Origin of the sequence: Nostoc sp. DedSLP04, assembly GCF_034530775.1 — a bacterium.
GTDB lineage: Bacteria > Cyanobacteriota > Cyanobacteriia > Cyanobacteriales > Nostocaceae > Nostoc.
Map to the genome: position 1 here is coordinate 48,995 of NZ_JAVRCL010000035.1, position 15,853 is coordinate 64,847.

Genomic DNA, 15,853 nt, shown 5'->3' on the forward strand with positions numbered 1-15,853 from the left:
ACGCTCGCTAAGACTGCGCGATCGCAATCCAAAATCCAAAATCCAAAATCCAAAATTTATTGACCAAAGTGCGGTAGATATGTCCAGGAGAAGACGATGCTTGAGTATTTGACATCTTTGAACGACCACAATTTGCCCTATCCAGATACGATTCATCCCATCGTTGTCCACTTCGTAATTGCGATGGTGTTGTTTTCCTTCTTCTGCGATGTAATTGGCTATTTTACTGGTAAATCCGGTCTTTTTGAGGTGAGTTGGTGGAATATGTTAGTTGCCACGATCGCCATCTTCGTCGCGATTATTTTTGGTCAGTTTGAAGCGGGTTTAGCACAGCCTTACAGCCTAGCGAAATCGGTGCTGAATTTGCATACGCTAATTGGTTGGTCGCTTTCAGGAATTATCACAGCGATTACAGCTTGGCGCTATGTAATTCGTGCCCGCAATCCTAAAAAAGTACCGATTTATTATTTGGGAGCCGGACTAGTTTTAACCCTGATAGTTGGCTTACAAGTATATCTCGGAGATGAACTTGTTTGGGTATATGGATTGCATACCGTGCCAGTTGTGGAAGCAGTAAAGGATGGTGTGTTGCGATGAACTCAGAATTAATTGACCAATTGAACGGTTCTTTAGGTGCAAACGGATTACCTTACACAATTCCCATTCATCCCAACTTAGTGCATCTGACAATAGGTTTGTTCATCATTGCGATGACCTTCGATATTGCTGGTGTTCTGTTCCCCTTTGAAAAATGGGTCTTCAAATTTTTGGCAATTACTGTCGAACGTGACAACTTATTTGCTGTTGGCTGGTACAACATGTTAGCTGCCAGCATCATCACATTTTTCACAGTGGGAGCAGGCTTTTACGAAATGCTATTGGCAGCACCACCAGCTGATATAAAGAGTGCCTGGGGATTGCAGGCAATGGAAACTATGCTTTGGCATGGTGTGGGTGGTGTGTTCTTATTAGCGCTGATTGTTGGCATGACCATCTGGAGAGCATGGCAGCACTTCGTTTGGGGCAAACAAGAATATAAACAGACAGATAGAGAAGTGCAATGGATCTATCTGTTCGCAGGCATAGGAATCATGTTCATCCTGTACATCCACGGCACACTAGGAGCGCAACTAGCCACCGAATTTGGCGTACACAATACCGCAGATAGTTTGCTGCGATTAGGCCAAGACCTCAATACAACACTCAAGTAAGTCATTTGTTATTTGTCCTTAGTCCTTTGTCATTTGTCCTTTGATCAATGACCAATGACTAATACCAATGACCAATGACCAATGACCAATGACTAATAACCAATGATGAAAATCCAGAAGATTTTAAATATTTTGACGCTGCTTACAGGCGCGATCGCAGTGACTGTTACGAGTCTCTGGATCGGGAAGCAGGCTTACTTTTGGCTTCCCCCCCAAGCAGCAGCCGAATCCCTACTAATTGATGATTTGATTAGCTTCTTAGTAACCCTCGGTGCCTTCATTTTCTTGGGAGTAACAAGTACTTTAATGTATTCTGTGGTCTTCCATCGGGCCATCAAAGATGACTTCACTGACGGCCCCCCAATTCATGGCAATGTCACCTTAGAAGTTGTCTGGACAGCAATCCCAATTCTTTTGGTGTTTTGGATTGCGGGTTACAGCTACCAAGTTTATGAACAAATGGGGATTCAAGGCCCATCGGAATTAGTTCACCTGCATAATCCGCTAGCAATGCAATCGGCTCATGCAGAACCAAAAGATGTACCAGCTAACGCTTTAGCGGAACCTGTAGAAAAAATCGACGTATTAGCTAAACAGTGGGCGTGGGTTTTTCATTATCCTGAAAAAGATATTACCAGTAGCGAATTGCATTTACCTAGCGATCGCCGGATACGTTTAGCGCTGAAATCACAGGATGTTCTCCACGGCTTCTATATTCCTGCGTTCCGCCTCAAGCAGGATATTATTCCCAACCATGCGATCGACTTTGAATTTACTCCCATCCGCGCCGGACAATACCGATTAACCGATTCCCAATATAGCGGCACATACTTTGCGACGATGCAAGCAAATGTAGTCGTCGAATCTCCTGAAGATTATCAGCGGTGGCTAGCACAAGCTGCAATCCAAAAGCCATCCCTAGCAAATAATCAGGCAGCTTCTGAGTATGCCCAAACATCCAATCAATCAGTCCAAACAGGTTGGGTTACAGTTCCACCTGCTGCACCACCTCTAGTCAATTCACCTGGTTGAAAGGAAAGTAATCATGACTAATGTTCCTATTGAAGGTATTCTTCTCCCTGATGAGAAGCATAACCACGAATCTTCAAGTAGCTGGAAAGAATACTTCAGCTTTAGTACCGACCACAAGGTAATTGGTATCCAGTATCTCGTTACCTCATTTTTCTTCTTTCTCGTTGGCGGTATCTTTGCGATGGTGATGCGGGGAGAACTGATGACACCCGAATCAGATTTAGTCGATCGCACCATCTACAACGGTATGTTCACCATGCACGGCACTGTGATGCTGTTTTTGTGGACATTTCCCTCACTGGTTGGTTTTGCCAACTATCTAGTACCCCTGATGATTGGGGCGCGAGATATGGCATTTCCCCGCCTGAATGCCGTTGCCTTTTGGATGGTGCCAGTAGTTGGGATTTTGATGATGGGGAGCTTCTTCGTCCCTGGTGGCCCAGCCCAAGCCGGTTGGTGGTCTTACCCGCCAGTCAGTCTCCAGAATCCCACAGGTAACTTGATTAATGGTCAAGTTCTCTGGCTCTTAGCAGTGGCAATATCCGGCGTATCCTCAATTATGGGGGCAGTCAACTTTGTCACTACAATCGTGAAGATGCGGGCCCCAGGAATGGGCTTCTTTCGGATGCCCTTGTTTGTCTGGGGAGTATTTAGCGCCCAGATTATCCAACTATTCGGACTACCTGCATTGACAGCTGGCGCGGTGATGCTGCTACTCGACCTCACAGCTGGCACCGCCTTTTTTGACCCTAGCAAAGGTGGGAATCCAGTCATGTTCCAGCATTACTTCTGGTTCTACTCCCACCCCGCCGTTTACGTGATCATTCTGCCTGTCTTTGCGATTTTCTCAGAAATCTTCCCAGTTTATTCACGTAAACCTTTATTTGGTTACAAAGTAGTTGCTATTTCATCCATCTTGATTGCAGGAGTAAGCGGCATTGTTTGGGTACACCACATGTACGTCAGTGGTACATCAGGCTGGATGCGGTTGATTTTCATGCTGACGACAATGTGCGTGTCTGTCCCCACGGGAATTAAAGTATTTGCTTGGGTAGCAACTATTTGGGGCGGTAAACTGCGGCTAAATACCGCCATGCTTTTTGCCTTGGGCGGATTAATCATGTTTGTCTTCGCCGGCATCACAGGCATCATGCTTTCCTCAGTGCCGGTCGATGTCCACGTTAACAATACCTACTTTGTAGTCGGACACTTCCACTACGTCCTCTACGGCACCGTGACGATGGGCTTATTTGCAGCCATCTATCACTGGTTCCCCAAAATGACTGGACGGATGTACTCCGAAAGCTGGGGTAAAATCCACTTTTGGTTAGCCTTCATCGGCACAAACCTCAACTTTTTGCCCATGCACCCCTTGGGATTGCAAGGAATGTTACGCCGAGTTGCTTCCTACGCCCCAGAGTATCAATTCTGGAATATCATCGCCAGCCTCGGCGGATTTCTCTTAGGAATGTCCACCTTGCCCTTCATCTTCAACATGGTGATTTCTTGGATGCAAGGCGAGAAAGCACCCGCTAACCCTTGGCGAGCAATCGGACTAGAGTGGTTAGTTTCTTCACCACCCCCAGTAGAAAACTTTGAAGAAACTCCCATCATCATCTCCGAACCCTACGGCTACGGCAAATCAGAACCCTTAACAGCCAATCTCCCAGAATAAACGCAAACTATCGGGAAGACGCAAAAACCCTCCGCGTACCTCTGCGCTTCCCTTTGCGTACCTTTGCGTTTCAAATTCTCCCCCCTCAAAAATCAAAATGGACAGCTATATCAATTCCCACGAATTGCCCCATACAAGCGCAGAACACAGCCACGACGAAGAAGGCAACAAAATGTTTGGCTTCATCGTCTTCCTGCTCTCAGAAAGCGTCATTTTCTTGAGTTTTTTCGCCGGATATGCCATCTACAAAACAACAACCCCTAACTGGCTACCAGCAGGTGTTTCTGGATTAGAAGTAAAAGAACCGGCAATCAACACAGTAATTCTTGTTGCTAGTAGCTTTGTAATTTACTTAGCAGAACGCGCCCTTCAACGCCATGACTTAGTGAAATTTCGCCTGTTTCTCTTAGCAACAATGGCGATGGGAACTTACTTTTTAGTTGGACAGGCGATTGAATGGAACGGCCTGGCTTTTGGTTTCACCTCCGGGGTATTTGGTGGAACCTTCTATCTACTTACAGGCTTCCACGGTTTGCACGTTTTCACTGGTATTCTGTTGCAATTGATAATTTTGGTACGTTCTTTTCTACCTGGCAACTACGATACAGGTCACTTCGGCGTCAATGCAACTTCATTGTTTTGGCACTTCGTCGATGTTATCTGGATTATTTTGTTTATCCTTATCTATGTTTGGCAGTAAAGATTGGTGGGAAGGAAAACCCAGATAAACTCTCTGGGTTGGTGTATGTGGCATTGTTAATTACTTTTATGCCCCATACACCATTCACTGTAATAACTATATTTGGGTCTTAGTTCAACTTTTTAAATTAACCTTATTCTCAAACTTTGACCCATCTTGATGAGATAAAAATTTTTCACTACTGTGATAATTTCTTCGCCATTGTTCGAGCTTATCTATAGATATTGATTTAGATGTAACATTCACACCATTTCCTCGCCAAGCAACTTCTGAATCTGTTGTGAAAACCCCGCACTCTAATTGATCTAGCCTCATATTCCAATATTCGCTAAATCGACCTTTTAAAGTAATGACTTGCTCAAATACTTTGTTTCTATGCTTATTTCTCCTTTTTCGTTCTGTTGCTCCAGTTGCTTCTGTATCAATAAACTTAGTTTCAATTAAAAAGAGACTACCCTTAAAGGTTAGGAAGACAAAATCGCATTTTCCTAAATCTGTATAATCTGAAATTGGAGACTTTTCAAATAACAGTAATTCAGCGCACGAGGGAAACAATTCTTTAATATTCAGAAATAAATAAGCTTGCAATAGAAGTTCCTTATCATAAGGAAATAATATCACTCCTTCAAAAAATTTTTGAATGTCCTCATGAGTTTGGGGTTGAATTTTTTTACAGTATGAAACAAATCTATGTAGCTCGTTGACAATCATCAAGTTCTAACTCCTTCCCCCGGTCGCAGCCTTAAGGGTCTTAGCATCAAAAGATACCACTCTCTCAAGGAAATTATCATCCGCATAAGTAACTAAAAAAACGATTAAAATCCTAGATACTTAAGGCAATTTACTGTTGACAGTTCAATCAAAGGAATTTTTAAGTTGCTTTTCAGTATTGGTGGATTTTTCACACCTGGCCTCAGCTACCAGTCAGCGATTTTATATGAGCAGGAAAACTGGCGTTTTGCAAAGCTTGAACAGTTATTCGAGAATCTTGTACACAAAATTGCCAACCTAAGCGAACAAGTTTACGAGAAGTTTCAGTTTGAATAATTCCAATCACTGGCATTTTTGCCTTTTCTTTGTCTACTGAATGGTCTTGTAAAATCGTTTTCAAGCGATGTAAATCTTCCATATTACCTGCTTGCTGGGGATTTAATTCCACCATTACCATTTGTACTGTTTCCACTGGTTCTGCATCTTCAAGAATAAATTGAGTTTGCTCGTCACGTCGGTCTACTTTGCCCCAAATAATCAATCTAGTATCAACTTGGAGTAGGGAACTTATGCGTTCATAAGTTTTCGGAAAAACTACAGCTTCTGATTGTGTAGTTAGGTCTTCTACTTGCAAGATCGCCATCTGATCGCCTTTTTTTGTCACCACTTTTTTGACGTTATTTAACATCACAACTGCACAAAGCCGTGTATCTTCCCTTTGTTCTCCTAGTTGCGAAAGGTTAATTGGTGTCAAAAGCGGTGCTATTTGCCGTAAGGATTTCAGTGGATGATCTGATACATAAAAGCCTAATAATTCTTTCTCCATCTGCAACTTTTTCTGTGGGGGTAAATCTGTCACAGGTTTAGATTTGGGAGCAGTTTCAAAGGCATTATTTGCTCTTTTATTCTGAGTCGAAGAAAAGCCGTCGCCCAATAAATCAAATAGATTCCCTTGACCACTAGCTCTATCTTTCGCACGAGATTGTGCCCAATCATACACTAATTCTGAGTCGTTAATTAACTGTTGGCGGTTGGATTCAATTTTGTCAAAGGCTCCACAGTAAATCAGCGACTCCAGAGTTCGGCGATTAACAGCACGCAAATCGACGCGATCGCAAAAATCAGCGAGTGATTTAAACTCTCCTGTCTCATTTCTCGCTGACAAAATAGAAGCGATCGCATTTTGTCCCACGTTACGCACTGCTGAAAATCCAAACAGAATTTTTCCTGCCGTTGGCGTAAAATCAACACCAGAACGATTAATATCTGGTGGATCTATGGATATCCCCATATTTGTACAGTTAGTAATGTATCTCTGTACCTTATCGGTATCACCACTGTTAGCTGTTAACAGGGCCGCCATATATTCCAATGGGTAATTAGCTTTTAAATATGCTGTTTGATATGTTACATAACCATAGGCTGTCGAATGGGATTTATTGAAACAATTAGCAGCTATTAAGCCATTTTTTATCGTAAAATTATGGTCACGCTCCACCCCAATGTCATAAACATTTTGTTTGCCTAAATATTTACGTGTGGCTATTTTTATCATCCTACCTCACCTCGAAAAATTTTGTGGAGTTGAATAAAATTATGAAGTTTGTAGTATTAATAAGGTGTAATACAAAATTATATCATTAGAAAACACTGCTATACTCTTACACAAAAGCAGCCAATATATATGAAAACTTTGACAAACTATTCAATAGAAGGTTGATAGCCATGTATTTGCTGTTTTTAAAAACATATTAAACACATTTCAATACATATTAATCCGCTTAGTCAGATGAATGGGGAATGGCAAGCAGAGGAGAATAAGCAATAGACCTGCCTTAAAAATAGGGACTGGGGACTGGGGACTGGGGACTGGGAACTGGGGACTGGGGAAGAGATATTTTTATTGTTCCTTGTAAGTTCCACTCATGAAGTTTCTTGGCATTTGTACCTTTTGCACTCTTGTAGGGAAAGGGGGTTCATGTTAAAGGGGAATGTTAATTCTATCCCTTTCCCCTTTACCCTTTACCCAACTGCTGCAAGAAGTCTAATGCCCAATAACCAATACCCAATTTTGACCAATATGTACTAGAATCAATGACTTGAGTCACAAAGAGAGCAATCATGGCATCCATCCGCGAGTTGCACCAACAGCTGGTTAAAAAAGAACGTTCTGCCGTTGAAATTACCCAAGAAGCTTTAGAGCGCATTCAAGCGTTAGAGCCGAAATTGCACAGCTTTTTATGTGTAACGGCAGACCGGGCATTAGAGCAGGCGGGTGCTGTGGATGCCAAAATTGCCGCAGGAGAAGAAATTGGGCTGCTAGCGGGCATTCCTGTGGGTATTAAGGACAATATGTGTACCAAAGGGATTCCTACCACCTGCGCCTCCCGGATTTTGGAAAATTTTGTGCCGCCTTATGAATCAACAGCGACGCAAAAACTGGCAGATGCTGGGGCGGTAATGGTAGGTAAAACCAACTTGGATGAGTTTGCAATGGGTAGTTCTACAGAAAACTCTGCCTATCAAGTCACGGCTAATCCTTGGGATTTGTCACGAGTTCCAGGTGGTTCTTCTGGAGGGTCGGCGGCGGCGGTGGCGGCTCAAGAATGTGTAGTTGCTCTCGGTTCTGATACTGGCGGTTCGATTCGCCAACCTGCATCTTTCTGCGGTGTGGTGGGAATGAAACCTACTTATGGTTTGGTTTCCCGTTATGGCTTGGTGGCTTACGCTTCGTCTTTGGATCAAATTGGGCCATTTGGAAATACGGTAGAAGATGCGGCAATATTATTAGGTGCGATCGCAGGTTACGATCCCAAAGACTCTACCAGCCTGAAAGTTCCCATTCCCAACTATGCTGCTAGCTTAAAACCAAACTTCAAACCTAGAGGTCAGCTAAGAATTGGTATCATTAAAGAAACTTTTGGTGAAGGTTTAGACTCTGTAGTGGAACAAGCTGTTACCAAAGCAGTAGATCAACTACAAAGTTTGGGAGCCGAAATTCATATAATTTCCTGTCCCCGCTTTCGCTATGGCTTACCCACCTACTACATCATCGCCCCATCAGAAGCATCAGCAAATCTGGCTCGTTACGATGGCGTTAAATATGGGTATCGCGCTCCTGATGCAGATAATCTGCTATCAATGTACACTCGTACCCGTGCCGCTGGTTTTGGTACAGAAGTCAAACGCCGGATTATGATTGGCACTTACGCCCTTTCGGCTGGCTATTATGACGCTTACTACCTGAAAGCGCAAAAAGTCCGTACTTTGATTAAGCAAGACTTTGAAAAGGCTTTTGGCGCGGTCGATGTGTTAGTTTGTCCCACATCTCCCACTACAGCATTCAAAGCAGGGGAAAAAACTACTGACCCCTTGAGTATGTATTTGAATGACTTGATGACTATTCCTGTAAATCTTGCTGGTTTACCCAGTTTGAGTTTGCCGTGTGGTTTTGACGACCAAGGGCTACCGATAGGATTGCAGCTAATTGGCAATGTGCTGCGAGAAGACCAACTGTTTCAGGTAGCTTACGCTTATGAACAATCTACTACTTGGCATCTGCGTAAACCCCAAATATCTTGAAAATTGTCATTTGTCATTGGTCATTTGTCATTGGTTATTAATTCTTTTCCTTTACTCGGTACAGACGCGATTAATCGCGTCTTTCCACTCCCTCTATGTTTTTGGTCATTTGTTAGTCTGATTACTGACTATTGACTGTTGATTATTATTTTCTGGAGTCAGAGATTCAGCTGTCAGTTGTGGATTAAGTATATGAAGAAGACCAGCAGATGCACCAACCAATAATAAAATATAGGTCAGAACAAGAGGTATGTATGTATTTTGTTTATTGTCTGAGTGGCGAGCATTTTTAGAGTCTTTACAGACAACATTGGTTATAAGGCTGTACGATAAAGCATTTCCATCCAGCCCTAAAGCATCTCCATAACGACGGATGAATCCTTGCAGAAAAATCGGCTCAGGCAATTCTTCAAATCGATCTTCTTCTAACGCTTGCAAAATACCTACTCGAAGCATTGTCTGAGAGGCTATTTCTTCTATGCGAATAGATTTTTCTTGTCTTACTTGTCGCAAGCGTGTGGTTATTTCCTTTAGTTGCTCTACTTGAGCTTCATTTAAGAGCGTCACAGTCTTCTCCTGTATGGGCTAATTCTACTATTCATTGAGAAGACTTCGATCCGCATACGTAATTTTACTGAATATTTGATTTTCGGATAAATTTTTTTGATAATGGCTTAATCCTGTATTTTAAAATGCTAGTCGAACTTTAACTACGTGAATATTTAGTTAGATTTGATACTTTAATTTATAAAATTTGGTTGGATAAATCAAAAATCTGTAATTTATAGCACAAGTATTTTACCAACGGCTACTCTGGGCTGGGATAATTGCAGCGATCGCTAATGTTCTGTTCAATAGACCTCTTGCAAAATATATTTTTGCAAAAGTCGGGGAAAAGGGAAAAGGTTAAAGGGAAAGAATTTTGAGTTTCTTTACCCTTTTCCCCTTCCCCCTTCCCCTTTACCCCGACTTTTGCAATAAGTCTAATAACGATTAGTCATCATTCTTGATTGTGCCAACTCCTTGGTGATTATTAAATATGGCATTTGCTGCACCATAGATATTGACAAAAAATGTTTCATTGGACTCAACTTTATTATCACCTCTGACGCCAATACTAATAACTTTGCTAGTTTCGCCAGGGTTGAAAACAATTGTCCCTAAACCAAAATTGTAATCCGAATCAGATTCTTTAGCGGTACCATCACTCGTACTGTAATTTACGGCTATCGGTTGATAGAATTCATTCGAGAGAGTGACGACAAAATTAGCATTAGTTGTCATTCCTGTTGTGCCTTCTTTGACTGATACATCTGCAATGCTAATGGCTGGAGGTTGGTCATCATTTATGATAGTAGCCACTCCCAAGCTATCAGTAATCGTGGTGTTTGTAGCACCGAAGAGATTAACGGAAAATGTCTCGTTAGTTTCAGCTTTGTTATCACCTATGACACCAATAGCAAGAGTTTTGGTAGTTTCGCCAGGATTGAAAACGATTGTCCCGGAAGCAGGGTTGTAATCAGAGTCAGAAACTTTAGCAGTGCCATCACTAGTGTTGTAATTTACAGTAACCTGCTGTAAACTCGCTGCGGAGAGAGTGACGATAAAGTTAGCATTAGTTGTTGTGCCTGTGTTACCTTCAGCAATTGAGACATCGGAGATACTGACAGTTGTTGGGTTGTCATCATCAATGATGGTAGCCACTCCTAAACTATCTGCGATCGCGGCATTTGTTGCACCCAAAAGATTGACAGAAAATGTCTCGTTGGCTTCACTTTGGTTATCGCCTAAAACACCAATGCTAAGAGTTTTGCTAGTTTCACCAGGAGCGAAAATAATTGTTCCTGAATCAGAATTGTAATCAGAGTCAGAAATTTGAGCAGTGCCATCACTCGTGTTGTAATTTACAGTAATCTGCTGATAACTGGCATTGGAGAGAGTGACAACAAAGTTGGCATTAGTTGTTGTGCCTGTATTGCCTTCAGAAACTGAGATATCCGAGATACTGATAGTTGGTTGATTATCATCGTTGATAATAGTACCAACTCCTAAGCTATCTGCGATCGCAGCATTTGTTGCACCCAAAAGATTGACAGAAAATGTCTCGTCAGTTTCAAATTTGTTATCGCCTACAACACCAATGCTAAGAGTTTTACTGGTTTCGCCAGGATTGAAAGTAATAGTTCCAGAAACAGAGTTGTAATCAGAGTCAGCAGCATTAGCAGTGCCATCACTCGTGTTGTAATTTACAGTAATCTGTTGAGAACTAGGATTAGAAAGACTGATAGTGAAGTTAGCGTTAATTGTTGTGCCTGTGTTGCCTTCAGCAACAGAGATATCCGAGATGCTGATAGTTGGTTGGTTATCATCGTTGAGAATAGTACCAACTCCTAAACTATCTGCGATCGCGGCATTTGTTGCACCCAAAAGATTGACAGAAAATGTCTCGTTGGCTTCACTTTGGTTATCGCCTAAAACACCAATGCTAAGAGTTTTGCTAGTTTCACCAGGAGCGAAAATAATTGTTCCTGAATCAGAATTGTAATCAGAGTCAGAAACTTGAGCAGTGCCATCACTCGTGTTGTAATTTACAGTAATCTGTTGAGAACTAGGATTAGAAAGACTGATAGTAAAGTTAGCATTAGTTGTTGTGCCTGTATTGCCTTCGGTAACTGAGACATCTGAGATACTGATAGTTGGTTGGTTGTCATCATCAATGATGGTAGCAACTGCTAAACTATCTGCGATCGCGGCATTTGTCGCACCCAAAAGATTAACAGAAAATGTCTCGTTGGTTTCAGTTTTGTTATCACCAATAACACCAATGCTAATAACTTTGCTAGTTTCCCCAGGATTGAAAGTAATAGTTCCAGAAGCAGAGTTGTAATCAGAGTCAGCAACTTGAGCAGTGCCATCACTCGTGTTGTAATTTACAGTAATCTGCTGATAACTGGCATTGGAGAGAGTGACAACAAAGTTGGCATTAGTTGTTGTGCCTGTATTGCCTTCAGAAACTGAGATATCCGAGATACTGATAGTTGGTTGATTATCATCGTTGATAATAGTACCAACTCCTAAGCTATCTGCGATCGCAGCATTTGTTGCACCCAAAAGATTGACAGAAAATGTCTCGTCAGTTTCAAATTTGTTATCGCCTACAACACCAATGCTAAGAGTTTTACTGGTTTCGCCAGGATTGAAAGTAATAGTTCCAGAAACAGAGTTGTAATCAGAGTCAGCAGCATTAGCAGTGCCATCAGTGGTGTTGTAATTTACAGTAATCTGCTGATAACTAGGATTAGAAAGACTGATCGTAAAGTTAGCATTAGTTGTTGTACCTGTGTTGCCTTCAGTAACTGAGACATCTGAGATGTTGATAGTTGGTTGGCTATCATCGTTGATGATGTTTACTGTAGCCGAACTGTTAGTAATTGTAGAATTTGGCGCTCCAGTTATGAGGCTGGGGTTACTCAGAATAACAGTAATGTCTTCATTGAGTTCAAATGTGTTGTCACCCAAAACATTAGCTGTAATTGTCTTTGTGGTTTCCCCAACAGCGAAGCTTAAAGTTCCAGATGTAGCAGTTCCTCCACCCGTAACTTGAATATTGTTATAGTCACTGCCAAAAGTTGCTGCACCGTTAAAAGCATAATTTACAGTACTAGCCACGCCAATACCACCACTACGAGTAACTGTGAAGGTAACAGCTTGAGTACCGCTATTACCTTCAGTTAAAGTTGAGGTGGGAGTGGAAATTGCATATTGAATTGCATCATTAGCAGCAATATTTAGAGTAGTTTCAGTTATTGTCCCCAAATCAGCTCCTGTTAGCGTGCCAAAGTTGAGTACAACTGTTTCTGCATTTTCAGGTAAATCGTCTGGGTTAATAGTAAAAGTAATTAACTTTGTTAAATTTGCGCCTGTTGCCCCAGCAGTAAAGGAGATGGTAGCGGGGGAAAAAGTGTAATCATTGCCATTAGTAGCCGTACTATTGTTTTTGACGACAATAGGAACTGTAACAGCGGTTTCAGGAGAGGCATCTAAGGTAACAGAAATAGTTACTGTAGTGGCGGTACTATCTTCTGTTGTATTGTACGTAGCAGCACCAAAGTTGACTTTTGGAAGCACATATTCAAATGCTCCAATGTCAATTCTCCCGCTTTCAATTCGGTTAAAATCCGTGCCGCGCTGATCCGTAGTTAAGCCACCACTGTAAGCGGGATCGCCACCATTCCTGGCAGGGCTGCTAAAGTATAGAGCATGAGTTTGTGTAGAACCACCGTAATCTCCTAGCGGTTTGAGTCCGGGATTGGGGTTAATAATATCTGTACCCGTGCCTAGAGTCCCGGATGATTTACCAGCAAGATTGCCAATCAGGTTGTAAGCATTACCATTGAAGTTGATCCCAGAGATATCTGGCCCTTGATTACCTCGGTCAATATTGCCAGCAATGATGCTATTGCTGATGCTTACCGTACCGCCAGACCTAAAAATGCCGCCACCATTACCTGTGCCATTGTTATCACTATCAGCAGTGTTCTCAAAAATAGTGCTATTACTCACTGTGGCATTGCTGGTGTAGATGCCACCACCAGAATTTTTTGCTGTATTGCTAGAAATAGTGCTATTGCTTATGGTGAGAAGAGTACTGCTGAAAATACCACCGCCGTTATCGTTGGCAGTGTTACCGGAAAAAGTACTATTGCTAATAGTGGTATTGCTACTGTAGATGCCGCCGCCCCTGTTGCTGGCGGTGTTGCCAGAAAGAGTACTATTGCTGACTGTCGCACTAGTGGTACTGTAGATACCACCACCGTTACTGTTAGCGGTGTTGCCAGAAATGATGCTATTGCTGACCGTGACACTAGTGCTATAAATGCCACCGCCGCTACTGTTGGCGGTGTTGCCAGAAATGATGCTATTGCTGACTGTGACACTATTGGTACTGTAAATGCCGCCACCATTGTTATTTCCTGCATTTCCCCCAGCTATATGTAACCCATCAATTAAGAGGGATGCAGTGGCATTAAAAATACGGGAAGCATTGTTACCACTAATGACGAGTTTATTAGCTCCAGTTCCTTGAATTATGACTCCTTCGGTAACATTTAATTCCCCAGAAGTGAGGGTAATAGTGTCGGGGGTAACATCACCAAATATCCCAGTCGTATCAAAGATGATTGTCTCAATCCCTGGATCGTTATTGGCATTGATAATAGCTTGCCTCAACGAGCCAGCACCGCTATCATTGGTGTTAGTTACTACATAAGTAGTGTTATTTAGTTTGACAGATACATCGTCAATCGCTAAACCATGATCGTTGCTTCCATCATCTATGTCTTCCCAACGCAATATAATCTCTTCACCGTTAGCAATTGGGGTAGGTAGGTTAAATATTACAGGTGCTATGACAATTCGATTGACACTTTGATTGCCATCTATGGCACCTGCGGTTGCAGTTGCAATTGGTCTGGTGAAATCTAGCGATGTGACAGGTGTCCATGTTCCTGTTGTCAAACTTGTGAGAGTTGACCCAGTTTGATAACTAAATTTCAGCTGTTGCGGCGATGTATTACCACCATTACGCCATTGCTCACCCGTGTAACCTACTTGCAAGTTAGTAATTGTTGAACCTGTGTTGTTTTGGAGGCGCAACCCATAATAAATAGTCCCTGTAGTACCAGAAGCTACAGAACCAAGTGCCCGTTCTGCATTATTAGCACTACCAAAACTGTACAATCCACCTGTGTTATTACTGCCAGTACCAGTGATGTAATTTGTTCTTGTGGCATACCAGCCCAAAATGGTTGAATCATTAGTCCAAGTAATAGATGTTCCAGAACTAGCTAATGTGTTGAAGTTTTGAGAGTATGTGCCAGTAAAACTAGCTGGCAAAATCGATTGGTAAGCCTGTATTACTTCAGGTTTAAATGCCAGAGAAGCCTCAATTTTCCCTGTCTTCACCTCTAAATCCCAGTCGCCACCTAAAGCTGCACTTCCGGTTTTGTTAGTAGAAGCGGCAACGTCTGCTCCAGTAAATTGGCTAATCTGCTGTACAAATTTTGTGCCTTCACCACTGGCTACATCACAGCCATAAAGTAGAATGTCAGCTTTATCAGTTAAAGCACTTGTCCACTTTTGTAACTGATTTTTGTAGCTATCCAGATTGCTAAGGTTGAAGTTGATTGACCCTAGTTGTAAACTCCCCACACTTCCGTGGGAAACAATGTGAATTGATTGAACTGAATTGGATTCACGTTTTGCTAGAAACTCGGTAATTTGTGCTAAACCGTCTCTATTGGCATCAAGAATAACAACTTCACTGCCGAGTGTGATACCAGCCATTAAGCTTTGGTAATCTATAACTTTTGGATCTATAAAAACAATATTTGTGCTTCCATCTATTAATTTGATAGTAGACTTATTTATGCTTTTAGGGTGATGATTTTCTGGTACTTTTATCATAATTATTCCTTAAATATAATTTAATAGTTTTAGCTTAGTAATATTTAGCGTGCATAACAAAATAGAAAGTGAATGACTCTGCATTCGCTTTCATTCCCAAATGAAATCGGTAATTAAACCTTTTATCTAATGAGACAAAACTGCAATATTTTTAGTTGTTATATAAGCAAGTACGCCTTGAATAAAGTTAGCTGTTTTTTAGTCACAGCTTTTGTTTATAGCAATTTATACTAAGTTTATTGACAATACAACTGCATTTTCACTTAAATAACGATAGATAGATTGATTGAAATTTGAGTATATCTAGCTTTATTAACAGTTCTAGTACTACCAATCCTTTTTGAATAGCTAAACTAAAACTGTGGTCTGGGTGCGATCGCGTACTTCTTTCATACAAAATAGTATGGGCAGGAACCTTGATGAAAAACTATATTTGGTAAGTAGACCTATAAATTTTGCTTGCTTACCCGCATCAAG

General features: G+C 41.7%; 10 protein-coding genes. 6 read left to right on the top strand and 4 right to left on the bottom strand.

All coding sequences use genetic code 11. The annotated features are described in order from the left end of the window. Nucleotides 1-96: 96 nt before the first annotated feature. The 5 genes from RMX89_RS20230 to RMX89_RS20250 all read left to right on the top strand — a co-directional run bounded on the left by RMX89_RS20230 (nucleotide 97) and on the right by RMX89_RS20250 (nucleotide 4,618). Entirely contained in the window at nucleotides 97-597 is a 501-nt protein-coding gene (locus RMX89_RS20230) for a DUF2231 domain-containing protein (protein WP_322684619.1), read from the top strand. Then, the gene (locus RMX89_RS20235; RefSeq protein ID WP_322690194.1) at nucleotides 594-1,211 is read left to right on the top strand and encodes a DUF2231 domain-containing protein; all 618 of its coding nucleotides are present in this window, start codon (nucleotides 594-596) and stop codon (nucleotides 1,209-1,211) included. The genes RMX89_RS20230 and RMX89_RS20235 overlap by 4 nt, the downstream gene beginning before the upstream one ends. A 105-nt stretch (nucleotides 1,212-1,316) precedes the next feature. Beyond that, the gene (locus tag RMX89_RS20240; RefSeq protein WP_322690217.1) at nucleotides 1,317-2,243 is read left to right on the top strand and encodes a cytochrome c oxidase subunit II; all 927 of its coding nucleotides are present in this window, start codon (nucleotides 1,317-1,319) and stop codon (nucleotides 2,241-2,243) included. Nucleotides 2,244-2,256: 13 nt separating this feature from the next. Further along, nucleotides 2,257-3,918 carry a cytochrome c oxidase subunit I gene (gene ctaD, locus RMX89_RS20245; RefSeq protein ID WP_322690195.1) on the top strand — a complete coding sequence of 554 codons (1,662 nt, stop codon included), beginning with the start codon at nucleotides 2,257-2,259 and terminating at the stop codon, nucleotides 3,916-3,918. A 97-nt stretch (nucleotides 3,919-4,015) separates the two neighbouring features. Further along, on the top strand, nucleotides 4,016-4,618 hold the full coding sequence (locus tag RMX89_RS20250; protein WP_322690196.1) for a heme-copper oxidase subunit III: 603 nt from the start codon (nucleotides 4,016-4,018) through the stop codon (nucleotides 4,616-4,618). Between the two features lie 114 nt (nucleotides 4,619-4,732). On the opposite strand, the gene RMX89_RS20255 is transcribed toward RMX89_RS20250, so the two are convergent. After that, nucleotides 4,733-5,329: a hypothetical protein gene (locus RMX89_RS20255; RefSeq protein ID WP_322690218.1), complete on the bottom strand. Its 597-nt coding sequence runs from the start codon at nucleotides 5,327-5,329 to the stop codon at nucleotides 4,733-4,735. A gap of 202 nt (nucleotides 5,330-5,531) precedes the next feature. Further along, nucleotides 5,532-6,884, bottom strand: coding sequence for an OB-fold nucleic acid binding domain-containing protein (locus tag RMX89_RS20260; RefSeq protein ID WP_322690197.1), 1,353 nt, complete (start codon nucleotides 6,882-6,884; stop codon nucleotides 5,532-5,534). Nucleotides 6,885-7,450: 566 nt separating this feature from the next. Between RMX89_RS20260 and gatA the strand changes: the two genes are divergently transcribed. Further along, the gene (gene gatA / locus RMX89_RS20265; protein ID WP_322690198.1) at nucleotides 7,451-8,911 is read left to right on the top strand and encodes an Asp-tRNA(Asn)/Glu-tRNA(Gln) amidotransferase subunit GatA; all 1,461 of its coding nucleotides are present in this window, start codon (nucleotides 7,451-7,453) and stop codon (nucleotides 8,909-8,911) included. 105 nt (nucleotides 8,912-9,016) lie between these two features. On the opposite strand, the gene RMX89_RS20270 is transcribed toward gatA, so the two are convergent. After that, on the bottom strand, nucleotides 9,017-9,478 hold the full coding sequence (locus RMX89_RS20270) for a helix-turn-helix domain-containing protein (RefSeq protein WP_322674957.1): 462 nt from the start codon (nucleotides 9,476-9,478) through the stop codon (nucleotides 9,017-9,019). Nucleotides 9,479-9,904: 426 nt separating this feature from the next. Beyond that, on the bottom strand, nucleotides 9,905-15,376 hold the full coding sequence (locus tag RMX89_RS20275) for a Calx-beta domain-containing protein (protein WP_322690199.1): 5,472 nt from the start codon (nucleotides 15,374-15,376) through the stop codon (nucleotides 9,905-9,907). Nucleotides 15,377-15,853: the final 477 nt, after the last annotated feature.